The 25638-nt window shown below is 63.5% G+C and carries 27 protein-coding genes; 11 read left to right on the forward strand and 16 right to left on the reverse strand.

What is annotated here, in order from left to right; genetic code table 11:
• Positions 1–11: 11 nt before the first annotated feature.
• The gene (locus tag AC0L2O_RS04665) at positions 12–1277 is read right to left on the reverse strand and encodes an NAD(P)/FAD-dependent oxidoreductase (RefSeq protein WP_369720508.1); all 1266 of its coding nucleotides are present in this window, start codon (positions 1275–1277) and stop codon (positions 12–14) included.
• 226 nt (positions 1278–1503) lie between these two features.
• Between AC0L2O_RS04665 and AC0L2O_RS04670 the strand changes: the two genes are divergently transcribed.
• Entirely contained in the window at positions 1504–2415 is a 912-nt protein-coding gene (locus AC0L2O_RS04670) for an IS1595 family transposase (protein ID WP_473368869.1), read from the forward strand.
• Positions 2412–2624: a hypothetical protein gene (locus AC0L2O_RS04675; protein ID WP_473368870.1), complete on the forward strand. Its 213-nt coding sequence runs from the start codon at positions 2412–2414 to the stop codon at positions 2622–2624. Before AC0L2O_RS04670 ends, AC0L2O_RS04675 begins: the two co-directional genes overlap by 4 nt.
• Positions 2625–3021: 397 nt before the next feature.
• Here the strand turns inward: AC0L2O_RS04675 and AC0L2O_RS04680 are convergent, their stop codons facing one another.
• Positions 3022–3450: a hypothetical protein gene (locus AC0L2O_RS04680; protein WP_473368871.1), complete on the reverse strand. Its 429-nt coding sequence runs from the start codon at positions 3448–3450 to the stop codon at positions 3022–3024.
• A 385-nt stretch (positions 3451–3835) separates the two neighbouring features.
• On the opposite strand from AC0L2O_RS04680, the gene AC0L2O_RS04685 reads away from it, so the two are divergent.
• Entirely contained in the window at positions 3836–5008 is a 1173-nt protein-coding gene (locus AC0L2O_RS04685) for an ABC transporter substrate-binding protein (RefSeq protein ID WP_473368872.1), read from the forward strand.
• A gap of 185 nt (positions 5009–5193) precedes the next feature.
• On the opposite strand, the gene AC0L2O_RS04690 is transcribed toward AC0L2O_RS04685, so the two are convergent.
• The 9 genes from AC0L2O_RS04690 to AC0L2O_RS04730 form a co-directional block, all read right to left on the reverse strand.
• Positions 5194–7065 (reverse strand): bifunctional sugar phosphate isomerase/epimerase/4-hydroxyphenylpyruvate dioxygenase family protein, encoded by a 1872-nt coding sequence (locus tag AC0L2O_RS04690; protein ID WP_473368873.1) that lies wholly within the window; start codon positions 7063–7065, stop codon positions 5194–5196.
• A complete protein-coding gene (locus AC0L2O_RS04695) occupies positions 7062–7799 on the reverse strand; it encodes an ABC transporter ATP-binding protein (RefSeq protein ID WP_473368874.1) in 738 nt (245 codons plus the stop codon). The genes AC0L2O_RS04690 and AC0L2O_RS04695 overlap by 4 nt, the downstream gene beginning before the upstream one ends.
• Before the next feature lie 13 nt (positions 7800–7812).
• Positions 7813–8556: an ABC transporter ATP-binding protein gene (locus tag AC0L2O_RS04700; RefSeq protein WP_473368875.1), complete on the reverse strand. Its 744-nt coding sequence runs from the start codon at positions 8554–8556 to the stop codon at positions 7813–7815.
• Positions 8553–9551, reverse strand: a complete 999-nt coding sequence (locus AC0L2O_RS04705; protein ID WP_369720512.1) for a branched-chain amino acid ABC transporter permease — start codon at positions 9549–9551, stop codon at positions 8553–8555. Before AC0L2O_RS04705 ends, AC0L2O_RS04700 begins: the two co-directional genes overlap by 4 nt.
• Positions 9548–10423, reverse strand: a complete 876-nt coding sequence (locus AC0L2O_RS04710) for a branched-chain amino acid ABC transporter permease (RefSeq protein WP_409191500.1) — start codon at positions 10421–10423, stop codon at positions 9548–9550. The genes AC0L2O_RS04705 and AC0L2O_RS04710 overlap by 4 nt, the downstream gene beginning before the upstream one ends.
• 103 nt (positions 10424–10526) lie before the next feature.
• Positions 10527–11657: an ABC transporter substrate-binding protein gene (locus AC0L2O_RS04715; protein ID WP_409191501.1), complete on the reverse strand. Its 1131-nt coding sequence runs from the start codon at positions 11655–11657 to the stop codon at positions 10527–10529.
• 57 nt (positions 11658–11714) lie between these two features.
• Positions 11715–12593, reverse strand: coding sequence for a shikimate dehydrogenase (locus tag AC0L2O_RS04720; protein WP_473368876.1), 879 nt, complete (start codon positions 12591–12593; stop codon positions 11715–11717).
• 134 nt (positions 12594–12727) lie between these two features.
• On the reverse strand, positions 12728–13666 hold the full coding sequence (locus AC0L2O_RS04725; protein ID WP_409191503.1) for a LysR family transcriptional regulator: 939 nt from the start codon (positions 13664–13666) through the stop codon (positions 12728–12730).
• A 236-nt stretch (positions 13667–13902) separates the two neighbouring features.
• Positions 13903–14079 (reverse strand): hypothetical protein, encoded by a 177-nt coding sequence (locus tag AC0L2O_RS04730; protein WP_369720517.1) that lies wholly within the window; start codon positions 14077–14079, stop codon positions 13903–13905.
• Between the two features lie 164 nt (positions 14080–14243).
• Here AC0L2O_RS04730 and AC0L2O_RS04735 point away from each other — a divergent pair, with 164 nt between their 5' ends.
• The 7 genes from AC0L2O_RS04735 to AC0L2O_RS04765 all read left to right on the forward strand — a co-directional run bounded on the left by AC0L2O_RS04735 (position 14244) and on the right by AC0L2O_RS04765 (position 19634).
• Positions 14244–14972: a helix-turn-helix transcriptional regulator gene (locus AC0L2O_RS04735; RefSeq protein WP_369720518.1), complete on the forward strand. Its 729-nt coding sequence runs from the start codon at positions 14244–14246 to the stop codon at positions 14970–14972.
• A gap of 83 nt (positions 14973–15055) precedes the next feature.
• Positions 15056–15715 carry an acyl-homoserine-lactone synthase gene (locus AC0L2O_RS04740; protein WP_473368877.1) on the forward strand — a complete coding sequence of 220 codons (660 nt, stop codon included), beginning with the start codon at positions 15056–15058 and terminating at the stop codon, positions 15713–15715.
• Between the two features lies 1 nt (position 15716).
• Positions 15717–15935 carry a hypothetical protein gene (locus AC0L2O_RS04745; RefSeq protein ID WP_369720520.1) on the forward strand — a complete coding sequence of 73 codons (219 nt, stop codon included), beginning with the start codon at positions 15717–15719 and terminating at the stop codon, positions 15933–15935.
• A 374-nt stretch (positions 15936–16309) separates the two neighbouring features.
• On the forward strand, positions 16310–17227 hold the full coding sequence (locus tag AC0L2O_RS04750; RefSeq protein WP_473368878.1) for a branched-chain amino acid ABC transporter permease: 918 nt from the start codon (positions 16310–16312) through the stop codon (positions 17225–17227).
• Positions 17224–18168: a branched-chain amino acid ABC transporter permease gene (locus tag AC0L2O_RS04755; protein ID WP_473368879.1), complete on the forward strand. Its 945-nt coding sequence runs from the start codon at positions 17224–17226 to the stop codon at positions 18166–18168. The genes AC0L2O_RS04750 and AC0L2O_RS04755 overlap by 4 nt, the downstream gene beginning before the upstream one ends.
• The gene (locus AC0L2O_RS04760; RefSeq protein WP_409191507.1) at positions 18161–18928 is read left to right on the forward strand and encodes an ABC transporter ATP-binding protein; all 768 of its coding nucleotides are present in this window, start codon (positions 18161–18163) and stop codon (positions 18926–18928) included. Before AC0L2O_RS04755 ends, AC0L2O_RS04760 begins: the two co-directional genes overlap by 8 nt.
• Positions 18921–19634: an ABC transporter ATP-binding protein gene (locus AC0L2O_RS04765; protein ID WP_369720523.1), complete on the forward strand. Its 714-nt coding sequence runs from the start codon at positions 18921–18923 to the stop codon at positions 19632–19634. Before AC0L2O_RS04760 ends, AC0L2O_RS04765 begins: the two co-directional genes overlap by 8 nt.
• A 171-nt stretch (positions 19635–19805) precedes the next feature.
• Here the strand turns inward: AC0L2O_RS04765 and AC0L2O_RS04770 are convergent, their stop codons facing one another.
• The 3 genes from AC0L2O_RS04770 to AC0L2O_RS04780 form a co-directional block, all read right to left on the reverse strand.
• Positions 19806–20174 (reverse strand): hypothetical protein, encoded by a 369-nt coding sequence (locus tag AC0L2O_RS04770; protein WP_473368880.1) that lies wholly within the window; start codon positions 20172–20174, stop codon positions 19806–19808.
• Positions 20175–20463: 289 nt separating this feature from the next.
• Positions 20464–21900: a glutamine synthetase family protein gene (locus tag AC0L2O_RS04775; RefSeq protein WP_473368881.1), complete on the reverse strand. Its 1437-nt coding sequence runs from the start codon at positions 21898–21900 to the stop codon at positions 20464–20466.
• A 129-nt stretch (positions 21901–22029) separates the two neighbouring features.
• Positions 22030–23388 (reverse strand): aromatic ring-hydroxylating dioxygenase subunit alpha, encoded by a 1359-nt coding sequence (locus AC0L2O_RS04780; protein ID WP_473368882.1) that lies wholly within the window; start codon positions 23386–23388, stop codon positions 22030–22032.
• A gap of 108 nt (positions 23389–23496) precedes the next feature.
• Between AC0L2O_RS04780 and AC0L2O_RS04785 the strand changes: the two genes are divergently transcribed.
• Positions 23497–24282, forward strand: a complete 786-nt coding sequence (locus tag AC0L2O_RS04785) for an IclR family transcriptional regulator domain-containing protein (RefSeq protein ID WP_473368883.1) — start codon at positions 23497–23499, stop codon at positions 24280–24282.
• A gap of 6 nt (positions 24283–24288) precedes the next feature.
• Here AC0L2O_RS04785 and AC0L2O_RS04790 read toward each other — a convergent pair whose 3' ends face one another.
• Both AC0L2O_RS04790 and AC0L2O_RS04795 read right to left on the reverse strand, forming a co-directional pair.
• Positions 24289–24681 (reverse strand): group II truncated hemoglobin, encoded by a 393-nt coding sequence (locus tag AC0L2O_RS04790; RefSeq protein WP_473368884.1) that lies wholly within the window; start codon positions 24679–24681, stop codon positions 24289–24291.
• Between the two features lie 4 nt (positions 24682–24685).
• Positions 24686–25594: a helix-turn-helix transcriptional regulator gene (locus AC0L2O_RS04795; protein WP_473368885.1), complete on the reverse strand. Its 909-nt coding sequence runs from the start codon at positions 25592–25594 to the stop codon at positions 24686–24688.
• Positions 25595–25638: the final 44 nt, after the last annotated feature.

The following is a 25638-nucleotide window of genomic DNA, read 5'->3' on the forward strand; positions in this document are numbered from 1 at the left end:
GCGAACAAGCGTCAGCCCACCACCTTGCTGCTTCCCTGCGTGATCAACCGCGCGGCGCGCTGGTCGCGGGCGTAGATCCAGAGCCAGCTCAGCGCGACGCTGAGCCGGTGGCGCAGGCCGATCAGGAAGTAGATGTGGGCGATGCCCCAGATCCACCATGCGATCGTGCCGCGCAGCTTGATGCGGCCGAAGTCGATCACCGCAAGCCGCTTGCCGATCTGCGCGAGGCTGCCGGCGTGCTTGTAGCGGAATGGCCCTGCGTTCTCTCCGCGCAGGCGTGCCTTGATGCTCTCGGCGACATGGCGGCCCTCCTGCTTGGCGGCCGGCGCGATGCCGGGCACCGGCTTGCCGTTCCAGGCGTTGATGGTCACGGTATCGCCGATCGCAAAGATCTCTGGATGGCCCGGGATGGTCAGGTCGGGCTCGACCTCGACGCGCCCGGCGCGATCGGCCGGCACGCCGAGCCATTCGGCGGCGGGCGAGGCGCGAACGCCGGCGGCCCAGATCTTGGTCTTCGCGTTCAGGCGCTGGCCGCCATAGACCACGCCGTCGCGGTCGATCTCGGTGACCGCCTGGCCCAGCACGACCTCGACGCCGATCTTTTCCAGTGACGCCTGCGCATAGGCCGAGAGCTCGTCGGCAAAGCCGGCGAGCACGCGCGGGCCTGCCTCGATCAGCACCACACGGGCTTTTCGCGTGTCGATGTTGCGGAAATCGTCGGGCAATGTGTGATGCGCCATCTCGGCGATGGTGCCGGCGAGCTCAACCCCAGTCGGGCCTGCGCCGACGATGACGAAGGTCAGCCGCGCCGCGCGTCGCGCTGGATCGGTCTCGCGCTCCGCGCGCTCGAACGCCACCAGGATGTGACGGCGCAAAGTCGTCGCATCCTCCAGCGTCTTCAGCCCGGGCGCGAACTGCTCCCATTCGTCATGGCCGAAATAGGCATGGTGCGCGCCGGTCGCGAGCACCAGCGTGTCGTATGGCACCTCGCTGCCGTCATCGAGCAGCACAGCGCGCCTGCCGGCATCGACGCCGCTCACTGTCGCAAACAGCGTCGTCACGTCGCGCCGGTCGCGCATGAGATGGCGCACCGGCCAGGCAATCTCGCTGGTCGCAAGCGAGGCCGTTGCCACCTGATAGAGCAGCGGTTGAAACAAATGGTGGTTGCGGCGATCGATCAGCGTGATCGCGACCGGGCTGCCGGCGAGCCGGTAGGTCGTCTCCAGCCCGCCGAAGCCGGCGCCGACGATAACGACGCGATGGGGTGTCGTGGTCATGGAAGCTGCCCTCGGGTCTGACGAGACATTCTCGCCCATCATTTAAGTGCGGAAACTGGTCCGCGGTCCAATAGCCGTCATCAATGGTGGAATAGGCGATGCGTATCGACGCCCGCGGAAAAGCGCCGCAGGCGCCGCCGAAGGGAGTAGAACTATAGTGGGACCTATATACGTGTTGACACCGAACTAAAATTCCCTTATATTTCTCAGCACAAGGGGAAAGTCGATGTTGACGCAGTTCAAAACTCTAACCGATCTGATGATCGCCTTTCAGGACCCGCAGACTGCAATCGATCATTTCACGACCATTCGCTGGGGCGACCGCGTCGTTTGCCCGTACTGCGAACATGACAAGTGCTACGGTCTGACCCAAAAGAATAAGTACAAGTGCGCCAGCTGTAGCCGCAAATTTTCGGTGACGGTCGGCACCATCTTTCAGGATACCAAGCTACCGCTACGTATTTGGTTTGGCGCGATCTGGCTCATAACCAACCATCCGAAGGGCATTGCTTCGACGACCTTGGCGCGGGACCTTGGTATCACGCAGAAGTCGGCGTGGTTCGTCCTTCATCGCCTGCGTCACGCGGCGCGGACGCGTTCATTCAATAAGCCGCTGACTGGCGTCGTTGAGGTTGACGAGACTTACGTCGGCGGCAAGGCCCTCAATCGTCACAAGGGGCGTAGTGGCACCAAGGGCGGTTCTGGGGACAAGACGCCAGTGATCGGCGCCGTGGAGCGAGGCGGCGAAGTCATCGCCAAGGTGCTGCCCGTCGCTAACAAGTCAACCATGCATGAATTTGTGCGGGAAGTTGTGTCCCCCGATGCCGAAATGCTCGCGACCGATACGCATCCGGTCTACCAGCGTTTGGAAGGGTATCCACAACACCATATGCTCAATCACCAACAGGGTGAGTTCAAGCGCGGCGAGGCTCACACGAACAGCATTGAGTCTGTGTGGGCGCTACTCAAGCGCCAGATCGTCGGCACCCACCATTGGGTTTCCGAGAAGCATCTGCAAAAGTATGTGCAGGAAATGACTTGGCGCCTCAATCGGCGTAGCATGACGCCAGCCGACCGCATGAACGATCTGTTCGAATGCGTTGCCGGCGCGATGCCGTACAAGGTTCTGATCTCGTGAATAAGAAGATCAAGGCAACCCCACCTGACCCGCCGTTCGGCCTCGACATGCCATTTGACGAGGCTTTGAAACGCTTCATCGGGACCAACCCGAATGAAGTAGATGATATTGCCAAAAGGCCCAAAAAGAAAAAGCCGGGCGGCAAGAGACCGCCCGGCGAAAAAGTTGATGATCCCTTACGCGCTGGGAAACGTAAGTACGGTAGCTGATTTACTCTTATAGGTAGCGGGGTCGATCGGAGGTGCGTTCGGGTGTCGCACTCCATTTATAGCGCGGGAAACGCTGCCTTGGTTGAGTTCGAGATAAATGGCTGTCTTTGTTTGACTCCAGCCATTCACACTCACGAGGTACTTCGCGAAGGAAGCTTTTAGTGGCGTTAAGGGGAACTGAGTTCTCATCGTGGTCTCCAGTGAAGGGAGACCCCGGTTGAAATTGAGCAGTTAAATCGCTATCTTTCGATATGGAGCCGCGATCTTGTGCCTTCTCTCAACCAGGGTCGGTTCAATTTGCGGTCAGGCCGGGCAAGCGTGATCAGACGCTTGACCCGGCCATACTTTTCCCGACCTTGACCGCGATTAAGTCGGGTAAACTGTTCCACGCGCTATCCTATTGAGTCACGGTCCATCCCGCGCGACCATGCGCGGTGAACAGGCCCGACGTGGAGAGCAGCGCGCTCAAATTGTTCAGCGGGTCATTGCCGCCCAACCGGATTCCTTTGTCCGCCAAATGCGCGTCGATCTCGGAGAGCCGCGTCGGTTCGGTCTTGCCGCTCAGAAGCGATCGCGCCTCTTTGAGGGCCTCCTCGCGTTCGGGTGAACGGCGACGACCTGCTGACCGTCCTTCAACATCACCAGCGTTGCTGTCTGCGCTGGCTGGCGCCGAGTTGTGCGTCGCCGATGATGGTGTCGGAGAGGGCAATGACAAATATTCGTTCCGGAGCCGTTCCAGTTGCTTCAATCGAATGAAGCGAAGATCTTTAGCCAACTCGGCATGGAGCTGGGCTATTTCGCCATCAAGAGGTGTGGGAGTGCTCATGCTTCTGATGCCTTTATGGTTCTCGCGAGCTTAATAATAAGCGCGCTAGCCACGGATACAAGGGATCAGCCAGCGAATTAAAAGGGTGAAGAATGGGAACCTGCCTTGACTCGTGGCAAGACAGACCATCAGCGATGGCGGATGCGATTCGCCGTTCGTTCCTATGTGAGGCTACGTGTTGGAATGCAGGTTCCGATTACAATCAAGTGTCCACACGTATATAGGTCCCACTATAGTTCTTGCCATTAACGATCAGGGCGAATTATGGTGCAGGGCAGGGGCCGAGGCCATTGGCGGCTCGACAGATTTTGCGCTCTAAAGAGACCAGTCCGGGGCGGCGATCACCCCGCTTCCGGGACAAAGAGAATTGAGGAGGGGAGTGGTTATGAGGACAGCATTCTGGCTGGCGGGCGCAGCTGCGCTGGCGCTGGCAAGCCCGGCTTTCGCCGGCGACACCATCAAGATCGGTTTCGTATCGACCTTCAGCGGCCCGACCGCCGTCATCGGCAACGACATGCGCAACTCGTTCGAGCTCGCGCTGGACCATCTCGGGCGCAAGATGGACGGCAAGCCGGTCGAGGTGATCTACGAGGACGACGGGCAGAAGCCTGATGTCGGCAAGCAGAAGACCGAGAAGCTGGTGCAGTCCGACAAGGTCGACTTCATCGTCGGCTACATCTGGTCGAACGTGCTGCTCGCCTCGCTCAAGACCGCGGTGGACTCGCAGACCTTCATGATCTCGGCCAATGCCGGCCCGTCGCAGCTCGCGGGCGAGCTCTGCAGCCCTTACGTGTTCTCGACCTCCTGGCAGAACGACCAGACGCCGGCCGCGATGGGCCTCTACATGAACGCGAATGGCGTCAAGAGCGTGTTCCTGATCGGCCCGAACTACGCCGCAGGCAAGGACATGCTCTCGGGCGTCAAGAGCACTTTCAAGGGCGAGATCAAGGGCGAGGAATATACGGTCTGGCCGAGCCAGCTCGACTTCTCGGCCGAGCTGGCGAAAGCCCGCGCCTCCGGCGCCGAATCGATCTTCGTGTTCTATCCCGGTGCGGCCGGCGCACAATTCCTCAATCAATATGTCCAGGCCGGCATGAAGACCACCATGCCACTCTACACCGCCTTCACCGTCGATGAGACGACGTTGCCGTTGCAGAAGGAGAATGCGTTCGGGGTGCCCGGTGCGCAGGAGTGGGTGAACGATCTCCCGAACGAGCAGAACAAGAAGTTCGTCGCCGACTACCGCAAGAAATATCCGGGCGCCAGGCCGAGCTATTACGGCGCGCAGGCCTATGATGCGGCGCAGCTGATCAACAGCGCGGTGGTCGCCGTGGGCGGCGACACCAGCAAGAAGGATGCGATGAAGGCCGAGATGGAGAAGGCCAACTTCAAGTCGCTGCGCGGCGCGTTCAAATACGGCAACAACCACATCCCGATCCAGAACTTCTATCTGCAGGACGTGGTAAAGGGCGCCGGCGGCGAGCTCTCGCTGAAGACCGCCGCCACCATCGTCACCGACGACCAGGACCGCTTCCACGACAAGTGCCCGATGAAGTGAGCTGAGTCAGCCACCAGTGACGTAGCCCCTTCTCCCCTTGTGGGAGAAGGTGGCGCGAAGCGCCGGATGAGGGGTTCTATCGGCGGGCGTGACTGATGTTGAGGTGTACGCGGAGAAAACCCCTCACCCGTCTCGCCGCCACGCGGCGAGCCACCCTCTCCCACAAGGGGAGAGGGTAAGAGCACCTACACCCGCGGCATGCTCACCGGCCGGACCTCGCGGGCTTGCGCTGCGAGCCGAATCCCGGCATTCGCGGCGCCAAATCCCTGATAATTCCGTCGCTCGACGATCTCGAAGAAAAACCGTTCGTCGAAGATGTGGGTGTAGACCTGGAAGAATTCGCCGTCGCCCTCGCGGTCGTAGAGAATGTGGTTGGCGCGAAGTTGCGCCATGAGTTCCGGGGCCAAGTCGTACTTGGCTTCGATGTCGTCGTAATAATTGGCGGGAATATCCAGGAAATCCGCGCCGCGGCCGCGCATCGCGGCGACCGTCGCGAAGATGTCCTCGCATGTGAACGCGATGTGCTGGACGCCCGAGCCGAAAAACTCCGAGATGAAGCGCGCCGGCAGCGTGCGGTTGGCGGAGGAGCCGTTGAGAACGAAGCGCAGGCTCCGGTCGCCGTTGATCACGGCCTGGCTCTGCACCAGCCCCCTTGGATCGGCGATCTCCATCTGCGGTAACCGCCTCAGGTCGAGAATGCCGGTGTAGAACAACAGCCAGGACAGCATCTCGTCATACGGCATCGACTGCGCGATGTGATCGACGGCGAGCAGGGCGTCGGCCGCGGCGTCGCTTGCGACCGGCTCGAAATCCGTGTCCCAGTTCCTGCCGGCATGGTCCAGGAAATAGAGAAGACTGCCGCCGACGCCGTGGATCGCCGGAATTTCCAGCTCGCCCGGCCCGACCGGCTGGTAGAAGGTGCGCGCCTTCAGCGTCTCGGCGCGCTGCATGGCGCGGGATGCATCGTCGACGTCGAGCGCGATGGCGCAGACGCCGGGGCCATGCGTGACGTAATGCGAATGTGCAAAGCCGTCGGTCTCGGAATTGATCACGAGCTCGACCTTGCCCTGCGACCAGCGCTCCACTGCCTTGCTGCGGTGCTTGCCGGTCTTGCGAAAACCGAGCTGTGAGAACAGGCGGGCGAGCTCGCCGGCCTTGGCCTCGTTCACCGCAAATTCGATGAAGCCGGTGCCACGGCTCTTCGCCTTCGGCGCCAGCGGCTCGCCGACGCGCTTCGGCCAATCCGGTGCAAGCTGGTCCTCCAGCAGGATCAGCGAGCGCAGGCCGTCCACCGCGGTTTGCGCGGTGGAGCCGGCGCGAAACTGGTCGTTGAAGATTTCCAGCGACAGCGGGCCGGCATAGCCGGTCGCCGCGATCGCCCGCATGAACTCGCCGATCGGCAGGTCGCCCTGACCGGGGAAGGAGCGGAAGTGCCGGCTCCACGACAGGATATCGAGCTCCAGTTTCGGGGCGTCGGCAAGCTGGACCAGAAAGATCTTGTCACCCGGGATCGAGGCCATCGCGCGGGTGGGAAAACCCGGTGCCAGCGCATGAAAACTGTCGAGGATGATTCCGATCGCCGGATGATCGGCGCGCCGCACGATCTCCCAGGCGTCACGGTAGTCGTTGACATGCCGTCCCCAGGCCAGCGCCTCGTAGCCGACGCGCAAGCCACGCTTGGCCGCGCTGTCGCCGAGCTCGCGGAAATCGTCCGCGGCGCGGTCGATGCCGCCGAGCGACTGTGGTGAGACATTGGAGCAGATCAGCAGCAGATCGGTGCCAAGCTCCTGCATCAAATCGAACTTGCGCTCGGCGCGGGCAAAATTGCGCGTCCGCTGCGGCTCCGGCATGCCTTCGAAATCCCGGAACGGCTGGAACGCGCAGATCTCCAGATTGAGATCGCGGCAGAGCTTTGCGATGTCGCGCGGACCAGCGCCGAACGACAGCAGGTCGTTCTCGAAGATCTCGACGGCCTCGAAGCCGGCGGATGCGGCGGCGCGGAGCTTTTCGTCCAGCGCGCCGGAGAGTGAAACGGTCGCGATCGAGCGCTTGTTCATGCTGCGTTGTCCTCCATGGCGCCACCCAGGAATAATTGGCCGATGCGTGGATCGTTCAGGATGCGCTTGGCTCCGTCGAACATGCGGGTCTGGCCGAGTTCGAGCACGATGCCGAAATCGGAGATCTCCAGCGCCGAGCGCGCGTTCTGCTCGATCATCAAAATGGTGACGCCGCCATCGCGCAAGCGTTTGAGGATGTCAAAGGTCTGCTGCACCATCAGCGGCGACAGGCCGATCGAGGGCTCGTCGATCAGCACGAGCTTCGGTTCGAGCAGCAGCGAGCGCGCGATCTCGAGCTGCTTCTGCTCGCCGCCCGACAGCGTCGAGGCCTGCTGCGTGGACTTGCGGCGAAGCGCCGGAAACAGGTCGAGCGCGGCTTCGATCCGCCTCGGCAGGTCGATACCCTTGCCCGCGGCGACGCCGCCGAGCTCGATATTGTGGCGGACCGAGAGCTCGGGAAAGATGTTGCGGCCCTGCGGCACGTAGCAGATGCCGGCATTGAGCAGCGCGCGCTGGCTCAAGTTCGTAATGTCGCGGCCTGCAAAAATGATGTTGCCCTCGCGCAGCTTCAACAGGCCGAAGATCGCCTTGAATACCGTCGACTTGCCGGCGCCGTTGGGGCCGATGATGGTGGTGATCGTGGCCTGCGGCACGGCGAAACTCGTGCCGTTCAGGATCGTCATCTTACCGTAGCCGCCGACGAGGTTTTGAACCGAGAGGATCGTGTTGCTCATGCTCCCGCTCTCCCTAATGTCCGAGATAGGCTTCGATCACGGCGGGGTTGTTGCGGACCTCGTCCGGCCGTCCCATCGCCAGCACCTTGCCCTCGGCCATGACCATGACGCGCGAGCACAGCGACATCACGAACTCCATGTTGTGCTCGATCACGACGAAGGTGGCGTTCTTCTCGCGGTTGATCGCGACCAGGCGCTCCTTGAGGCCCGTCAGCATCGCGGGATTGACGCCGCCGGCGGGCTCGTCGAGCAACACCAGGCGCGGCCCGCCCATGAAGGCCATGGCGGCGTCGAGCAATTTTTGCTGGCCGTAGGAAAGAGCGCCGGCCGGCTCGGCGGCGAGGTGGTCGAGCTTGAAGAAGCCGATCATCTGGTTGGCGATATCGGTCAGCCCGGCGTCGGAGCGACCGACCAGGCGCGAAGCCATGTTGCCCTGGTGCTCCTGCCCGGCGAGGATCAGGTTCTCGCGCACCGAGAGTTTTGGAAAGACCTGCAACAGCTGGAAGGTGCGGCTGACGCCGAGCTTGTTGAGCTCGGCGGGGCGCAAGCCCGTGACCACCTTGCCGTCGAGCTTGACCTCGCCGCCGCTCGGCGTGAGCTGGCCGAGAATGCAGTTGAACAAGGTGGACTTGCCGCAGCCGTTCGGTCCGATCAGGCCGAGGATCTCGCCTTCGCGGACGTCGAAGGAGACGCCGTCGACCGCGGTGATGCCGCCAAAGCTCTTCTTGATGTCGGTGACTTCGAGCACCGCGGTCATTGCACCGTCTCCATTCGGGACTTTGCGACGGCGCGCAACGCGGATGCGGCCTTGGTGCGGCGCTCGGCGAGATAGCGGTCGAGGATTCCCAGGATGCCGGTCGGCGACCAGATCAGGAGCAGCATCACCGCGACCGCGTAGAGCATCAAATAATAGCCCTCCGTGAAGCGCAGCCATTCCGGCAGCAGCACTGCGATCATCGCGCCGAGGAACGGGCCGAAGTAAAAGCCGGCGCCGCCGACGATTACCATCATCAGGAGGTCGAGCGAGAGCGACAGGTTGAACGGCACCGGATCGATATATTGCGTCAGCGGCGCGTAGAGTGCGCCGGCGATACCGCCCAGCGCCGAGCCGATCGCGAACGCCATCAGCGTGTAGCGCCTTGTGTCGATTCCGAGCGATTGCGCGCGCAGCGGATTTTCGCGCAGCGCCAGGAAGGCGCGGCCCCACGGCGAGCGGATCAACCACCACACCGCCAGCGACACGATCGCGAGCGAGCCGAGGCAGAGATAGTAGAAGGGCAGCGGCTTGTTGGTCGCGATCCCGAAGATGTGCGGCCGCGGAATATTGGAGATGCCGTAGATACCGCCGGTCAGCCAGCTCTCGTTGCGGAACACCAGGAAGGCGAGCGTCGAGAAGGCCAGCGTGACGAAGGCAAGGTAATGGTGTTGCACGCGTAGCGCGGGGTAGCCGAGGACCCAGCCGACTGCGAAGCTCAAGGCAATGGCGACCACAATCGCGGCCGGCAGCGGCCAGCCATGCGTGGTCATGATTGCCGCCGCATAGGCACCGATGCCGACGAAGGCGCCTTGCGCCAGCGAAACCTGACCGGCATAGCCGAGCGTGAGGTTGAGCCCCATCGCGGCGATCGTCATCACCGCCCACTGGCTCAGGATGAACAGGCCGTAGCGGTTGAAGTTCATGGGCACGATGATCAGGCCGGCAATGACGGCGAGCCCGAGCGCGACCTTGAGAGGCTTGGCAAAGCCGGTCATACCGTGCGCTCCTCGGCGCGGCCGAGCAAGCCTTGCGGCCGGAACAGGATGACGAGGATCAGGAAGATCAACGGCACCGCCGCGCGATACTGCGTCGAGACATAGGACGCCGCGAGATTGTCGAGCACGCCGATCAGCAGGCCGCCGGCGATCGCGCCGCGCACCTGGTTGAAGCCGCCGACGATCGCCGCGATGAAAGCGGCCTGGCCCAGCACCTCGCCCGAGGAGAACTTTGCCAGGTAAATCGGCGTGATCAGCAGCGAAGCCAGCGCGACCAGGACAGCGTTGATCAGGAAGGTCAGCAGAATCATACGCTCGACCGGGACGCCGATGATGCGCGCCACCGTCGGGTTTTGCGCCGCCGCCTGCATCTGGTGGCCGAGCGAGGTGCGGTTCAGCAGCGTGGTCAGGCCGAGCACGGCGAGGATGGCGAGCGCAAGCACGCTGATGCTTTGCAGCGAAACAATATGGCCGAGGACCGAGATGTCGCCGGTCGGCACGATCGAGGGGAACGGCGACGCCTCCGCGCTGAAGAACTGCTTCACGGCCTCCTTGATGCCGATCGCCAGCGCCATGGTCGCGATCGCGAGCGGCAGCACGCCGTGGCGCATCATCGGATCGACCAGCAGCATCTTGAAGGCGAGGCCGAGCAGGATCATCGAGAGCAGGATGCCGAGGATGATCGCGAGCCAGAACGGCGCGCCGGCATGCATCGCTGCCAGCATCAGGAACGCCGGCAGCATCACGAACTCGCCTTGTGCGAAATTGATGGTCTGTGAGGTCTGCCACAACAGTGTGAAGCCGACCGCGACCAGCGCATAGATCGCGCCAGTGGCAAGTCCCGCGACCAGAAGATCGAACAGATTGGACATGGGTTCTCTTTGATCGTCAGCGCCCGAGTGAACTGGATCGACACGAATTCAGATCTATCGCTCCCTCTCCCCGCGAAGGGCGGGGCGAGGGAGGAAGAGAGCCTCACTTCACCTTCGGCAGCACCTGCTTCACCACTTGCTTGCCTTCGACCACCTCGACCAGAAAGCTCTGGCGATCGATGTCGCCATTCTGGTCGAAGGTGACGTCCATCAGAATGCCCGGCTCGTCCGCGGCCTTGATGGTCAGGCCGTGCAGCGTGTCGGCAAAGGCTTTGGAATCGACCTTGCCCATCTTCTCGGTGGTGGCCTTGACCATGTAGACGGCGAGGTAGCCCTTCAGCCCGTTATGGTCGGGCACGTAATTGTACTTCTTCGCAAACCTGTCGCGGAACGCCTTGATGAGGTCGACCGGCGCGTCGGTGGTGAGGCCGACATGGCCGCGCGCCCCGTTGGCGGCGTCGCCCGCAAGCTCGATCACCTTCTGGCCGATCAGCGTGGTCTCGCCCATCAGCGGCGCGGTGACGCCCTGGCGTTTCAGCTCCTTGAGGATGCGCGCGCTCTCTTCCTCGTTGAGATAGACGAACACGGCATCGGGATTGGCGGCCTTGATCTTGCCGACGTCGGCAGCGAAATCGGCCTGGCCTGCCTCGGTCGAGAGATCGGCGACCACCTTGGAGCCGAGCCTGTCGAGCTCCTTGATCACGACGTCGCGTCCGCCGCGGCCGAAATCATTGTTGACCCAGACCACCGCGACCGTCTTCGCCTTCATGTCGTCGTGGATGTATTTTGCGACTTTCGGCATCGAGGATTGCTGGCCGAACGAGGTGCGGAACAGGAATTTGTTTCCGGCCTGCGTCAGCTCGGCGGCTTCGCCGCCCATGATCTGCGTGATGCCGGCTTCGGCCGCGAGCGGCGCGGTCACTTTCACCGAGCCGGAATAGCCGGGTCCGAGCAGCACGTAGGGCTCGGCATCGAGCGCCTTCTGCACCTGGGCGCGAGCGACGCCCGGGTTGGATTGCGAGTCGGCGTGGGTGACCTCGAGCTTGCGGCCGAGCACGCCGCCCTTGGCGTTGATCTCCTCGATCGCGAGGTCGATGCCGTTCTTCCAGTTGGTGCCGACGGTGGCGCCGCCGCCCGAGAGCTCGGCGACGTCGGCGAGCTTGATGGCCTGGGCGTGGGCGCTGGTTGCGGCGGCGAAGGCAAGCAGGGCGCCTGCCAGTAGTGTGGATTTCATCTCATTCCTCCTTGGTTTCTTCTGTTTTGTCGACGGCCTTGTGTCCGGCCGCTTAGATTACGCTGCGTTGTAAGTCGAGCTTCGCTGCGCCATGACGCCGTCAAAAGCCTCTCCCATGACCTCCGTGGAAGGTGCAAGCCCGGTGAACAGCTCGAAGGCGTCGGCGGCCTGGTAGATCGCAAGCTCGCGCCCGGTCATGATCCGCGCGCCCATCCCTTGCGCTGCGGCGAGCAGCGGCGTGATCAGCGGCGAATAGACGGCATCGGCAACCCACAGGTTTTCGCGCAGAAGCGCCGGCGGGACCGGGATGTCCCGGTTCGGCAGCATGCCGACCGGCGTGCCGTTGACGAGGCCGGTTGCCCCGTCGAGCGCGTCCTCGACGCTTCCGGCCACCCGCGCGCCGCCATGCCGGGTCAGCAGCGCGGCGAGTTTCTCGGCCCGCGCCGGCTCGCTGTCGAAGATGCGGAGGTCAGACACATTCAGGCTCGCCAGTGCAAAGGCGATCGCCTTGCCGACGCCGCCGGTACCAATCACGGCCACCGCATTTCCGGAAGGAGCCAGCAGCGGCTTGACGGCGCGCGCAAAGCCGGTGGTATCGGTATTGTGGCCGATCAGCCGGCCGTTCTTGACGACGACGGTGTTGACTGCGGCCATGGTGGCCGCGGTCGCGGCCAGCTCGTCGAGCAGCGGAACCACGGCTTCCTTGTAAGGAAAGGTGACGTTGACGCCGGCAAAGCCGAGCCGCCGCACGCCCTCGAGCATTATGCGGAGCCCGGCCGCGTCAGCTCCGGCAACCTCGATGAGCTGGTAGTGGCCGCGCAACCCGAGCGCCTCGGCGGCGCGCTCGTGCATGGCGGGAGAGGCGGAATGGGCGATCGGGGCGCCGATCAGGCCGGTCAGGAGTTTCTTGGATGCGGCAGGTCCGCGCTTTGACATTGATCCACTATCGCTTGATGATGAGCGTTGATTTCCGGCCATTAGCCGCCAAATTCGCGCAATTCCAAGGGGAACGATAGACTTTCCCCCGCCTAACACAAATTACCCATTTGTCTGGCAAACCTAACCTGATGTTATTTCTTGCGTCCGCGTGTTGAAGCGCTCTTGCCGTTGCTACGGGACGGTTCGACCGCGCGCATTTCGGCGCGCAGGGATTCGATGAAATACTCGACATGGAGCGACAGCGGCGCGCCGCGCTTCACCGCAATATAGGTGTCGAACCGCGTCGGCTCGGTGATCTTCAGTAGCTCGATCCCGGGGTAGCCGCCATGGGCCACCGTGAACTGGTCGATGATGGCGATGCCGAGCCCCGCCTTCACCAGCGCGCACACCGTGGTGCCGAAGCGGGCGCGGATGGTGATGTTGTAGGCGAGCCGGTGGCGCGCGAACATCTCCGCCATGATCCGTCCGTAGGGATCGGTGGGATCGATGCCGATCAGGGGATAGCGGGTGATCTCGGCGGCCGAGACCTGCTTGCGGCCGGCAAGCTCGTGGCCGGGCGGCACGATGCAGTAGAGCTCGCCCGAGGCGAGCGGCATGAAGTCGAGCCCGGAATGTTCGAGCCGGTAGCTCATCGCCACGCACTCGCCGCGGCCGAGCATGAGATAGTCGATGGCCTCCTCGAGCTTGAGGATGTTGATGTCGATGCCGAGATCGGGATAGCGGCGCCGCACCCGTTCGATCGCGCGCGGCACCATCACCTGCGAAATGCTCGGCACCGAGCCGATGCGCAGCTCCGAGAGGCCGCCGCGGCCGATCTTGGAGATGATCTCGGAGAGGTCGTCGACCTTCTTGTAGACGCCGTTGATCTGCTCGAAAATGTTCTCGGCTTCCGGCGTCGGGAAGTAACGTCCGTTCTGGCGCTGGAAGAAGCGGATGCCGAGCGAGCGTTCGGTGTATTTGACCAGACGGCTGATGCCGGGCGCCGACACGTTCAGGAGCTTCGCCGCGCCGCCAATGGTGCCCGTCACCATCACGGCCCGGATCACTTCAACCTGGCGTAGCGTCATCATGTCCTGGACTTCCCGAAAGACGATCGTGGTCGCGATCATGTCACGAGAGAAGCGATGTCATCCAGCGGTAAGTGTGCGTCGAGGTGGACGGAGCGGACGGGATTCATCCGTGTCCCGGAAGCGGAGAATTGAAATCGGCTTCGCGGTTGGATTGTTGTTGGCTTGATCAGGAATTCGAATGCAAAGGAAGTCGCAGCGGCGTGATGCATTCGCACCGTTCGCTTCTGTGAGTAGCTTCAGCTCGCCGGTCCTTCCGGCGACGCGCTGCCCGGCCGCTCGTCGCGCTCGCCTTGCAGCACTTCGCGCGCGAACTCGATGATCTTCTGCTTGTTTGCCGTATCGCGGACGGCAAAAAACACGCGGTTCAATTCCAGACCGAGCACGCTGTTGAGGGCGATGTTCTCGTCTTCCATCGTGGCTTTCCCGCTTCAGGCGCGTAGGTGTAACTTGACGTCACTTCCTCCACAAGTAGTTAAATCCCTGGCGCAGGCGACACACCGGCAAACTACGGACGCGCGAATTGAGGCAGCCCCCAAAGACGTGCTATACGGAGCGGCGAGGGTCAGGAAACGCACCGATGTCCGCCGTGGATTATGGCCGGGAAGCGCTGGACTTCATCGAAGGGCTGCAGGCCTATCGTATGGTTCCGGACGCAATGAATGCGCTCGAAGGGGCCTTCGGGCGCTTCGGCTTCGAAACCATCATCGTGACGGGATTGCCGAATCCCGATCAGCGGTTCGAGCAGATGGTGCTCGCCAAGCGTTGGCCGGCGGGATGGTTCAGCCTCTACACCGACAAGAATTACGACCGCGTCGACCCGGTGGTGCGGATGTGCCGGCAATCGGTCAACCCGTTTGAGTGGTCGGAAGCACCCTATGATTCCGAGCTCGATCCGGGAGCGGCAGAGGTGATGAATCGCGCCTCCGATTTCCGCATGTCGCGCGGCTTCATCGTCCCGATTCACGGGCTTACCGGATATGAGGCGGCCGTCTCGCTCGGCGGCATCCATCTGGATCTCAACGCCCGCAGCAAGCCGGCCCTGCACCTGATGGCGATGTATGGCTTCGATCACATTCGCCGTCTGCTCGATCGGGCACCGCAGCAGATGGCGCGCCTGACCCCTCGCGAGCGCGAGGTGATCGTCTGGGCCTCGCAAGGCAAGTCGGCCTGGGAGATCGGCGAGATCCTCCACATCACGCAGCGCACGGCAGAGGAGCATCTCGCAACTGCCGCGCGCAAGTTGGGCGCCGTCAACCGTACGCATGCGGTCGCGCTGGCGATACGCCACAAGATCATCAATCCCTAAGCGACGTACTGGGAAATTTCCCAATACCGAGCCTGTCTGTTTTCGCAGAGGCTCCCCCCATTGAGGGACGAATGGGGGTTTTCATGATTCATGCAATTTCCGCGGTCAACCGTCACCTTTACGAGGACGTGCTCGATCAGCATTTCCGGTTGCGTCACGACATCTTCGTCGAGGAGCGCCACTGGGAGACGTTGCGCAAGCCGGACGGCCGCGAGATCGACTCCTACGACAACGAGGACACCGTTTATCTGCTTGCGCTGGAGGGCCGCCGCGTCGTTGGCGGCCACCGGCTCTATCCGACGACGAAGCCCTCGATGATGAGCGAGGTGTTCCCGCATCTGGCGGCCGTGCGCGGCTGCCCCGCGGATCCGCTGGTGTGGGAATGGTCGCGCTATTTCGTGGTCCGTGATCGCCGCGATGGCGCGCTCAACCTGCAGCTCATGGCGGCCGTGCAGGAGTTCTGCCTCGACCAGGGAATCGCGCAGGTCAGTGCGATCATGGAGACCTGGTGGTTGCCGCGCTTCCACGAGGCCGGCTTCGTCGTGACGCCGCTTGGCCTGCCGGCTCTGGTGGAGGGCGCATGGACCATGGCGGCGACCATCGACATCCGCAGCGAGACAGTCGACGCGCTGCACGATCGCGTCGGCATGGTGTCGGTCGTGCGTCAGGACGGCCCGCATCTGGACGCCGTCGCCCGTGCCAACCTCTGCGGTCTTGCCACCGCGCAACGAAAGAGCGCCTGAGATGTCGAACATGATGCGGGACAGCCAGATCATGGCGCAGATCAAGGACGAAAATCTCGGGTATATGTCGGACATGGCGCTCGAGCTGGCGCAGATGGCGGAAGACAGCGGATTGGCAACCCTTGCCTATCTGTTCCGGATGGCGGCGCTGGAGGCCTCGACCGCAAACACCGAGTTCGCCGAGCCGGATGAGTTTCCCCACCAGCTGACGTCGCACTAGAGGCATCCATTATTCTGAACTGGTTCGCACCCTCTCCCGGCGACGGGGAGGGCTATCGCATATGACGTGAGAGTTCGGGGCGATGAAGCTTCCACAGCGTCATGGCCGGCATAGCCGTCCGAAGGACGGCGTCGCTTCCGCTCGCCTACGGGTGTGACAGGCTGACCCACCCGGGCGGCAACATTCTTGCGGCGCACACGCGATCACATGCAGCGGCATGCAACAAAGTGCATGTCTGGAGTCGAATCGCTCTTGCCTCGGAACGATACTGCCATTACCCATTTTTTGGCCTTGAAGAGGCGGGGGAGCTCTTTCACTGATGGCGACTGTGTCCGAACATCGGCGGGCGTCCGCGTGCGCCTGAAAGAGTTTTGATGCTGCTCGTCGTCGAACAGTTCTTGAACGGATTGCAGTTCGGTCTGCTGCTGTTCCTGCTCGCCGCCGGCCTGACGCTGGTGTTCGGGATCATGGATCTCGTCAACCTCGCGCATGGCTCGCTCTACATGATGGGCGCTTATTTCGCCGCGACCTTTGCGGCCTGGACCGGCAGCTTCCTGCTCGGCGCGCTGCTGGCGCTCGGCGCGACGCTGGTGCTCGGCATCGTGCTCGAAATGACGGCGCTGCGGCATCTCTACGGGCGAGACCATCTCGACCACGTGCTGGCGACCTTCGGCCTGATCCTGTTCTTCAACGAAGCGGTGCGGCTGATCTGGGGGCCGGCTGGTCTCGCGCTGCCGCTGCCGGTCTGGCTTACGGTGCCGGTGCCGATCCTGCCCGGCATTCACTATCCCGCTTATCGCCTCGCCATCATCGTGGTGGCGCTGCTGGTGGCGTTGCTGCTCTATCTCGGCGTGATGCGCACCCGCATCGGCATGCTGATCCGGGCCGGCGCCTCCAACCGCGAGATGATCGGCGCGCTCGGCATCAACATCAAGCTGCTGTACACGCTGGTGTTCGGCTTGGGGGCCGCGCTCGCCGGCCTTGCCGGGTTGATGCAGGCGCCGATCCTCACCGTGCAGATCGGCATGGGCGAGAACATCCTGATCCTCGCCTTCGTCATCATCGTGATCGGTGGTATCGGTTCGATCCGCGGCGCGTTCCTGGCCGCGATCTTCGTCGGCATGATCGACACGCTCGGCCGCGCCTTCCTACCCAATTTGCTGCGGCAGGTGCTGAGCGGCGCCGCGGCTTCCACCGCCGCGCCCGCGCTGTCGTCGATGCTGATCTATCTGTTGATGGCGATCGTGCTGGTGGTGCGGCCGGAGGGGCTGTTTCCGGCCAACCGTCGATGAAGGCTTTCACCGTGAGAAAGGCCGTCACGGCCCTGATGCTGGCGGGCCTCGTGCTGTTGCCGCTGTATTCGCAAGTATCGGGCAACATCTTCATCCTGACGCTGTTCACCCGCATCGTCATCCTCGCGCTGGCGGCGGCGAGCCTCAACCTCATTATGGGTTTTGGCGGCATGATGAGCTTCGGCCATGCCGCCTATCTCGGCATCGGCGGTTACGCCGTCGGCATGCTGGCGCAGGAAGGCGTCGGAAGCGGCTTCATCCAGTTCCCGGTCGCGCTCGCGGCGTCCGCGCTTTATGCGCTGGTGATCGGCGCGCTGAGTTTGCGCACCCGCGGCGTCTATTTCATCATGATCACGCTCGCCTTCGCGCAGATGGCCTATTACGTCGCCTCGGGGCTGGCGCGATACGGCGGCGATGACGGCCTCACCATCTACAAGCGCAGCGATTTCTCCGGGCTGGTCAACCTGTCGAACCGCACCCAGTTCTACTATCTTTGCCTCGTTTGCCTGTTCGGCGTCATCTTCCTGATCTGGCGCATCGTCAATTCGCGCTTCGGTCTTGTCGTGCAGGGACTGCGCTCAAACGAGCAACGCATGCAAGCGATCGGCTTTCCGGCCAAGCGCTACCAGCTGGTCTGCTTCGTTATCTCTGGAATGATGTGCGGCCTTGCCGGCGCGCTGCTCGCCAACAACACCGATTTCATCAGCCCGGCCGTAATGTACTGGACCCGCTCGGGCGACCTCATGGTGATGGTGATCCTCGGCGGCATGGGGACGCTGTTCGGCCCGGTGATGGGCGCCGTGGTCTATCTGCTGCTGGAAGAGTTCCTGTCGCAGATCACCGAATATTGGGCGCTGATCATGGGCCCGCTGTTGTTGCTGATCGTGCTGTTCGGTCGCGGCGGCATCATGGGCCTGCTCGGGAGGCTCAACCGTGGCTGAACCCCTGCTCCGCGTCGAAAAGCTGGTGCGCCGCTTCGGCGGCATCCTTGCGACGGACAACGTCTCGCTCGATGTCGCGGCCGGAGAGCTGCACGCCATCATCGGCCCGAACGGCGCCGGCAAGACCACGCTGATCAGCCAGCTCACCGGACATCTCGAGCCGCATTCCGGCAGCGTCTCGCTCGGCGGTCGCGACATCACCTATTTGCCGGCCTACCGCCGCTGCGCGCTGGGCTTGGCGCGTTCGTTCCAGATCACGTCGCTGCTGCCCGACTTCACCGCGGCCGACAATGTCGCGCTCGCGGCCCAGGCGCATGCAGGCCACTCGTTCCGCTTCTTCGCCAATGCGCGCAAGGAGAAGGGCCTGCGCGACGCCGCGCATGAAGCGCTCGACCGCGTCGGGCTGCTGCATCGCGCCGACGTCGTCGTGGCGAGACTGAGCCATGGTGAGCGCCGCGAGCTGGAGCTTGCGGTGGCGCTGGCGAGCAAGCCGAAGCTGCTGCTGCTCGACGAGCCGATGGCCGGTCTCGGCGTCACCGAGTCGCAGCGCATGGTGAAGCTGCTCCAGGAGTTGCGCAAGGAGGTCTCGATCGTGCTGGTCGAGCACGACATGCCCGCGGTGTTCGCGCTCGCCGACCGCATCTCGGTGCTGGTCTATGGCCGCCTAATTGCGTCGGGCGATCCCGCCTCGATCCGCGCCAACGAGGACGTCAAGCGCGCCTATCTCGGCGACCAGCATGTGGTGACGCATCATGGCTGACGCGCTGCTCGAGGTCGACGGCATCGAGACCTGCTACGGCCTGTCCCAGGTGCTGTTCGGCCTGTCGCTCTCGATCAAAGCCGGCGAGATGGTCTCGCTGATGGGCCGCAACGGCATGGGCAAGACCACCACCATCCGCTCCATCATGGGCCTGACGCCGGCGCGCGCGGGTAGCATTCGCTTCGCGGGCACCGACGTGCGGCAGTTTCCGTCCTACAGGATCGCGCAGCTCGGCGTCGGCCTCGTGCCGGAAGGGCGTCAGATTTTCCCGAACCTCACCGTGCGCGAAAATCTCGTCGCCGCCGCAGCCGACCGCTTTGGCAGTGCCAATCCCTGGACCTTGGCCGCGATCTACGTGCTGTTTCCGCGCCTTGCCGAGCGGGCCTCCAACATGGGCAACCAGCTCTCGGGCGGCGAGCAGCAGATGCTCGCGATCGGCCGCGCGCTGATGACCAACCCAAAACTCCTGATCTTGGATGAAGCGACCGAGGGCCTGGCGCCGCTGATCCGCGAAGAGATCTGGAACTGCCTGTCGATGCTCAAAAGCCGGGGTCAGTCGATCCTGGTCGTCGACAAGAATGTCGACCATCTCGCCCGCATCTGCGATCGCCACACCATCATCGAGCGCGGCAAGACAGTGTGGAGCGGCACGTCGGACCAGCTGATGGCCGAGCCGGATTTGCAGCATAAGTATCTGGGGATTTGAGACGGTGAGGAGCGCCACGCTGGTGCCGCTCACTCGGTGTCGTCCTGGCGAAGGCCAGGACCCATACCGCGAGGTCTGTCCATTGTGGACGGTATCAGTACCGAACGGTCCTCGCCAAACCCCTTCCTGGGGTAATGGGTCCTGGCCTTCGCCAGGACGACATCCGGGCTCTCACCAATAAATCCCATGCCGGTGCAGTTCGCGGATCACGCGCGCCTCGGTGGACGGCTGCCGGCGTTTCGGCTTGGCTGTTTCGGTCGTCCTGGCAATTGGCGCAGCGGTCGACTGAGCAGGCGCCGCGGCCGGAGCTGTTGTTGCCGGCGGAGCTGAAGCGGGTGTGGTGGTCGCAGTCTGGACATTTGCCGCTGGCGTCGTCGCCGGGACCTGTGTTGCCTGCGGTGCGGCCGCCGGCGGTGAGGCCGGTTGTTCGGCCGCCTGCTGGCTTGCGTTGGTCGCCGCGAGGCTGAGGCTTCGCGGGCCGCCGGCATGCGCCTGCGTTGCGAACAGCGACACAATTGCGATCAGGATCAGCTTGCGCATGGAAAATCCCCGTTATTTGGTCAGCTCGTCTTACCTAAGCCGCCCGTTAGCGCGCCAAACGGTGCGTGCCGATGTCAATGAGGGTGGCGCGGCAGGACAGGCGATAGATCAGGCTGAATAATTGACCGAACATGACCGAACTCCATTGTTGATCACGGTGGTCACCCTACATCCGCTGTCTTTCCGCCGGTTTTCGCGGAGCAGGGAAAATGGCTTCGTCGGGAGCGGTCAAATGTCGTCGGAACAGAGCGGACGAAGTCGCCTCACGAGGAGGTGAGGCGCACCCGGCTCAAAACATCTCGAAATACTCCCGATGTTCCCAATCCGTCACCTCGGCCAGGAAGCGGTCGATCTCCGCATTCTTGATGTGGGTGTAATAGTCCACGAACTCCGCGCCGAGTTTTTCGCGGAAGAACGGATCGTCCTTCAGCGCGCTGACCGCGTCGCGCAGGCTCTTCGGCAGCAGCGGTGCCTTAGTCTCGTAAGGCGTATCGGCGGAGGGGCCGGGGTCGAGCTTGCGGTCGATTCCGTCAAGGCCGGCTAGAATCTGCGAAGCCATGTAGAGATAGGGATTGGCGGCCGGCTCGCCGACGCGGTTCTCGAGGCGCGTGGCGGCGTCGCCGGCGCCACCGAGCACGCGGATCATCACGCCGCGATTGTCGCGGCCCCAGATCGCGCGGTCCGGCGCCAGCGAATAGGAGCGATAGCGCTTGTAGCCGTTGATGGTCGGCGTGGCGAACACGGTCGAGGCGCGGGCGTGGTCGAGCAGGCCGGCGAGATAGCCATGGCCGAAGGCGCTGAGCGGCTCGCCACCCTCTTTCGCCATGAACTGGTTCTCGCCGCTCGTGCGCGAGACGATCGATTGATGCAGGTGCCAGCCGCTCGCCAACGTGTTCGGCAGTTTCGGACGGCACATGAAGGTGGCGTGATAGCCGTGGCGGCGCGCGATCTGCTTCACGGCACTGCGGAACAGCACCATGTTGTCGGCGGGCTCCAGCCCCTTTTTCGGCGCGAAGGTGAATTCGCACTGGCTCGGTCCGAACTCGACCTCGACCGAGCGCAAGGGCAGCCCCAGCGCGACGATGTCGCGGCGCAGGATTTCCAACGCCGGCTCCATCTGATCGAAGCGCTGCTCGGTGAGATATTGATAGCCGTGGCTGAGCAGGCTCACCGACGGGGGCGTCCCGGGCTGGCCGGCGTCCTCGGGCCGCATATGCGGATCGTCGAGCTTGAAGATGTGGAATTCGACCTCGAGACCTGCGACGAAATCGTAGCCGCGGCTCGCGAGCTCATCGAGCGTCTTGCGATAAATCCCACGCGTCGCGAACGGCACGGGACGGCCGTTCGCGAAGTAGAGATCGCACAGCATCCAGCCGGTTGCCGGCGCCCATGGCAGCACGCGAAAAGTTGTGGGATCGGCGACCATCAGCACGTCGGCCGCGCCTTCCATCTCTTTCATGCCGAACCCGCCGCCGGCGGTGAACACCGGAAATACCGTGCGGTGCGAGGTGTCCTTCGCAAGCATCGTCGTGGTGATGGAGCAGCCGCTCTCGAGCGAAGCGAGCGCCTCGGCGGCGATGATGGTCTTGCCACGCAAGATGCCGTGCTGGTCGGGGAAGGCGAGGCGGATGACCTCGAGTTTCTTCTCCTCGACGATACGACGCATCCGAGTTGCCGCGTCCCTCTGCTCGTCCGACCACAGCGCATGTCGCGCGACGAAAGTCACTTTTTCACTCCCCAACTGCCGTAGGGTGGGCAAAGCGAAGCGTGCCCACCACGTCTATCGCCTTCGTGGAAGCATGGTGGGCACGGCGCTTTGCGCCTTTGCCCACCCTACGGGAGCCGAGCACGATCGTCACTCGGCCGCCGTCAGCCGATGCACATTCTCCGCGATCTCCTTCGGCACCGGTGCGGTCCAGGGGGCGCCGCGGCGGCGCTTGACGTCGACTTCCATCCAGTAGGTTTCCCAGCCCCGCGTCGGCCCGATGCCGTCCATGGTGGCCGGACCCTGGATGCTGCGCGCGTTGGCCGCGTCGAGAAACAGCATCGGCTTCTCGCCACCCACGACCTTCTCGATTTCCTGCCGCAGCAGGCGGCGATATTGCACGATCGCCTTGTCGCTCGTGCCGAGATGCTCCTTGGTGCGGTCCTGGATCGCGCCCATCGACTCCACCGCCCACTGGTCGTGCACGTTGATGTCGCTGCCCATGCCGGTGTAGGTCGCGGTCTGCTGCTCGTGCGGATCGAAACCGTAATCGTTGCCGCTGTTCTTGCGCGATTTGTAGTCGGGCAGCTCGTAGAGCTCGAGCCGCTGCTCGCGCATTTTCTGCTTGTCGACCGGGTTCGCGTAGCTGGTGAAGATCGCGTACCAGTAACAGTTCCCGTCATCGATCGGGACGTGCCACTGCGTGATCGTCATCTCCGTGCTCATGGGAATGACGAAGCCGTGCGGGAACAGCTGGTTGGTGACGCGTACATGGGTACGCTCCTCGTCGATCTCGCGCAGCGCAATCAGCCGCAGTCCGTATTCGGTGTGCTCGACATTGATGATCGGGCGGTCGAATTCACGCAGGATCTTCGTCATCGGCAGGTCGCTACCTGCGGACGCGCCGCGGAACTGCCTGCCGTAGGCGGTGGAGGTGTCCTCGTCCTCGAAGAAACGATGCAGATAGGACGCATGCGCGGGATCGATGCCGACCTCGAGCGCCTGCAGCCAGTTGCAGGCCATGTGGCCCTTGAAGGCGAAGGTGTGCGTGCCGGGTGCGATGAAGCAGTCGAGTTCTGGAAAGGCCGGCGGATCGCCCTCGCCGAGATAAGCCCACAGGATGCCGCTCTTCTCCACCACCGGATATGAGCGCTGCTGGACGTTCTGGCAGAGCTTCGAGTCGTTCGGCTCGGCCGGGGTCTCGATGCACTGGCCGGTCGCGTCGAACAGCCAGCCGTGGAAGGCGCAGCGCAGGCCGCCATGCTCGAGCCGTCCGAAGGCGAGGTCGGCGCCGCGATGCGCGCAGTGGCGGTCGATCAGGCCGTAGCGTCCGCTCTCGTCGCGGAACAGGACCAGGTTCTCGCCGAGCAGCTTGACGGGACGGATCGGCCGCGCGCCCTCCAGCTCATCGAGCAGCGCCGCCGGCTGCCAATAGCTGCGCATCAGTCTGCCGCAGGGCTCCTTCGTCCCGGTGCGGGTGATTAGGTCGTTCTGCTCCTGGCTCATCATGGCGAGTGCATCCTCGTGGAGTGACGTTTGTTCGCCTATTGAACGAATGGGCGAATTATGACATGCCTTGATCCGGCAGCAAGCACTATTTTGCAGGAATGTCCCGACATGCCCAAGCTGAAGCGGAGCGAGAGCGACGAACGCGCGGCGGATTTCGTCGAGAGTCTCGATCGCGGGCTACGCCTGCTGCAGTGCTTCGGCACCAATGCGGGCCCGATGACGCTCAGCGATCTGGCCCGCGCCGCCGGTCTTCCGCGCGCAACCGCGCGGCGCATGCTGTTGACGCTCCAGTACGGCGGTTTTGTCAGCGGCGATGGAAAACTGTTCTCGCTGACGCCCCATGTGCTGACGCTCGCGGCGTCGTATCTGCGGTCCAACCAGCTTGTCACGGTGCTGCAACCGGTGCTGGATCGTGTCGCGACCGCGGCGAACGAAATCTCCTCGCTCGCAGTGCTCGATGGCGATGACGTTGTGTTCATCGCCCGTGGTGGCCCGGCGCGGGTGTTTTCGAGCGGACTCGAGATCGGCTATCGGTTGCCGGCCTTCTGCACCTCGGTCGGCCGCGCCATGCTCGGGCAACTCGATGATATCGAACTTCTCGAACGCCTGAAGAGAATGAAGCGCGAGGCGCTGACGCCGCAGACGGTGACCGAGCCCAAGGCATTGCTCGCGCGCATTGTCGCCGACCGCGTGCAAGGCTATGCGCTGGTCGACCGCGAAGCCGAGCCGCATTTTCGCTCGATCTCCGTCCCCGTGCGCCGCTATGACAATGTCATCGTCGCCGCCATCAACATGGGCGCCCACGTCGATCGCGTGCCGGCGCAGGAGTTGATCGAGCGGTTTTTGCCCTTGCTGCGCGATGGCGCGGAATGGGTGCGCTCGCAGCTATTGTGAGCGTGGCTAGCGGTTGCGCATCCAGTCGGCGAGGCCCGACAGGGCGCGATCGAGGTCTTGTCGCGCTGCCGCATCGAGAACCGTCTCCTCCAGCGCCCCGCGCATGCAGAGCAGCCAGGCGTCGCGCTCGGCGTCGCCGATGGCAAAGCCGATGTGGCGCTGACGCAGTCGCGGATGGCCCTTCTCGACTGAGTACAGTTTTGGGCCGCCGGTCCATTCGGTGAGATAGCGCTTGAGCACGTCCCGGATCAGGCCGAGGTCGTCCGCATGCATCGCGCGGATGATGTTCGCTTCCGGCAGCGTGTCCATGCGGTCGTAGAAACGATCGACCAGAAGGTCGATGGCGGCGCTGCCGCCGATCCGCTCGAACATCGAAGTCGTGACATCGCTGTCGGTCATATATCTACAGCGCCACGCTGCGCAGCCCGAAGCTGCGGGCTTCGTTTTGCAGCACCGGGCGCACCGCGTCGATCAGCCGTGCGGCGGCGGCGTCCACCGACAGCCCTGCCGTATCCACCACCGCCGTCGCGCGCGCATATAGCGGCTCGCGGCTGAGCAGGATGTTGCGCAGTTCCGCCATCGCGGAGCGGTCATCCGCCATCGGCCGCAGATCGCCCTGGCGGCGCACGCGAGCCATGTGCTCTTCCGGCTCGGCTTTCAGCCAGATCGTGTAGAACGACGAGAGAATCTGGTCGAACGTCAAGGGCTCCGAGACGATGCCGCCGCCGGTCGCCAGCACCATCAGCTCGTTGCGGGCGAGAAGCTGCTGGAGCGCGGCCTGCTCCATGCGGCGAAAGCCTTCCTGGCCGTAGAGCGCGATGATCTCGGCGACCGAGAGACCGTTTTGCTGCTCGACCTCCTTGTTGAGCTCGACGAAGCTCCAGCCGATCTTCTTCGCCAAGATCTTGCCGAGCGTCGATTTGCCGGCGCCGCGCAGGCCGATCAGCGCGATGCCGCAGAACGGCGCGCGGCGCGGCGTCGATGCGCTGCCGCCGGCGAGCAGATCCTTGGCTTGCGCGATCTGGGCAGGCGTCGCCTTTCGCAGCAGGTCGCGAAACATCTGCCAGTCCGGTGTCGGATCGGCCGAGGGCAGGAGGTCTTCCAGATGTGCGCCCATCGCATCCGACACCCGGCGCAGCAGCACGATGGAGACATTGCCCTTGCCGCTTTCGAGCTGAGCAATATAGCGCTCCGATATGCCCGAAACCTTCGCGAGCACTTTTCGCGACATGCCGCGCAGTGCGCGCATCGTGCGCACGCGCTGGCCGAGTTGTTCGAGGAAGCGGGATTCGGCGTCGGGACTGTCGGTCATGGGCCTTCTTTAACGGGTGCCTTCTTTAAAGGATGTCCTGCGGC

The sequence above is a fragment of the Bradyrhizobium sp. Kon10 genome (assembly GCF_055807395.1).

Excerpts from the sequence above, each read along its gene's own strand:
- AC0L2O_RS04665 (WP_369720508.1), bottom strand. The coding sequence starts at position 1,277 with ATGACCACGACACCCCATCGCGTCGTTATCGTCGGCGCCGGCTTCGGC.
- AC0L2O_RS04670 (WP_473368869.1), top strand. The coding sequence starts at position 1,504 with ATGTTGACGCAGTTCAAAACTCTAACCGATCTGATGATCGCCTTTCAG.
- AC0L2O_RS04680 (WP_473368871.1), bottom strand. The coding sequence starts at position 3,450 with ATGAGCACTCCCACACCTCTTGATGGCGAAATAGCCCAGCTCCATGCC.
- AC0L2O_RS04685 (WP_473368872.1), top strand. The coding sequence starts at position 3,836 with ATGAGGACAGCATTCTGGCTGGCGGGCGCAGCTGCGCTGGCGCTGGCA.
- AC0L2O_RS04690 (WP_473368873.1), bottom strand. The coding sequence starts at position 7,065 with ATGAACAAGCGCTCGATCGCGACCGTTTCACTCTCCGGCGCGCTGGAC.
- AC0L2O_RS04695 (WP_473368874.1), bottom strand. The coding sequence starts at position 7,799 with ATGAGCAACACGATCCTCTCGGTTCAAAACCTCGTCGGCGGCTACGGT.
- AC0L2O_RS04700 (WP_473368875.1), bottom strand. The coding sequence starts at position 8,556 with ATGACCGCGGTGCTCGAAGTCACCGACATCAAGAAGAGCTTTGGCGGC.
- AC0L2O_RS04705 (WP_369720512.1), bottom strand. The coding sequence starts at position 9,551 with ATGACCGGCTTTGCCAAGCCTCTCAAGGTCGCGCTCGGGCTCGCCGTC.
- AC0L2O_RS04710 (WP_409191500.1), bottom strand. The coding sequence starts at position 10,423 with ATGTCCAATCTGTTCGATCTTCTGGTCGCGGGACTTGCCACTGGCGCG.
- AC0L2O_RS04715 (WP_409191501.1), bottom strand. The coding sequence starts at position 11,657 with ATGAAATCCACACTACTGGCAGGCGCCCTGCTTGCCTTCGCCGCCGCA.
- AC0L2O_RS04720 (WP_473368876.1), bottom strand. The coding sequence starts at position 12,593 with ATGTCAAAGCGCGGACCTGCCGCATCCAAGAAACTCCTGACCGGCCTG.
- AC0L2O_RS04725 (WP_409191503.1), bottom strand. The coding sequence starts at position 13,666 with ATGATGACGCTACGCCAGGTTGAAGTGATCCGGGCCGTGATGGTGACG.
- AC0L2O_RS04730 (WP_369720517.1), bottom strand. The coding sequence starts at position 14,079 with ATGGAAGACGAGAACATCGCCCTCAACAGCGTGCTCGGTCTGGAATTG.
- AC0L2O_RS04735 (WP_369720518.1), top strand. The coding sequence starts at position 14,244 with ATGTCCGCCGTGGATTATGGCCGGGAAGCGCTGGACTTCATCGAAGGG.
- AC0L2O_RS04740 (WP_473368877.1), top strand. The coding sequence starts at position 15,056 with ATGATTCATGCAATTTCCGCGGTCAACCGTCACCTTTACGAGGACGTG.
- AC0L2O_RS04745 (WP_369720520.1), top strand. The coding sequence starts at position 15,717 with ATGTCGAACATGATGCGGGACAGCCAGATCATGGCGCAGATCAAGGAC.
- AC0L2O_RS04750 (WP_473368878.1), top strand. The coding sequence starts at position 16,310 with ATGCTGCTCGTCGTCGAACAGTTCTTGAACGGATTGCAGTTCGGTCTG.
- AC0L2O_RS04755 (WP_473368879.1), top strand. The coding sequence starts at position 17,224 with ATGAAGGCTTTCACCGTGAGAAAGGCCGTCACGGCCCTGATGCTGGCG.
- AC0L2O_RS04765 (WP_369720523.1), top strand. The coding sequence starts at position 18,921 with ATGGCTGACGCGCTGCTCGAGGTCGACGGCATCGAGACCTGCTACGGC.
- AC0L2O_RS04770 (WP_473368880.1), bottom strand. The coding sequence starts at position 20,174 with ATGCGCAAGCTGATCCTGATCGCAATTGTGTCGCTGTTCGCAACGCAG.
- AC0L2O_RS04780 (WP_473368882.1), bottom strand. The coding sequence starts at position 23,388 with ATGATGAGCCAGGAGCAGAACGACCTAATCACCCGCACCGGGACGAAG.
- AC0L2O_RS04785 (WP_473368883.1), top strand. The coding sequence starts at position 23,497 with ATGCCCAAGCTGAAGCGGAGCGAGAGCGACGAACGCGCGGCGGATTTC.
- AC0L2O_RS04790 (WP_473368884.1), bottom strand. The coding sequence starts at position 24,681 with ATGACCGACAGCGATGTCACGACTTCGATGTTCGAGCGGATCGGCGGC.
- AC0L2O_RS04795 (WP_473368885.1), bottom strand. The coding sequence starts at position 25,594 with ATGACCGACAGTCCCGACGCCGAATCCCGCTTCCTCGAACAACTCGGC.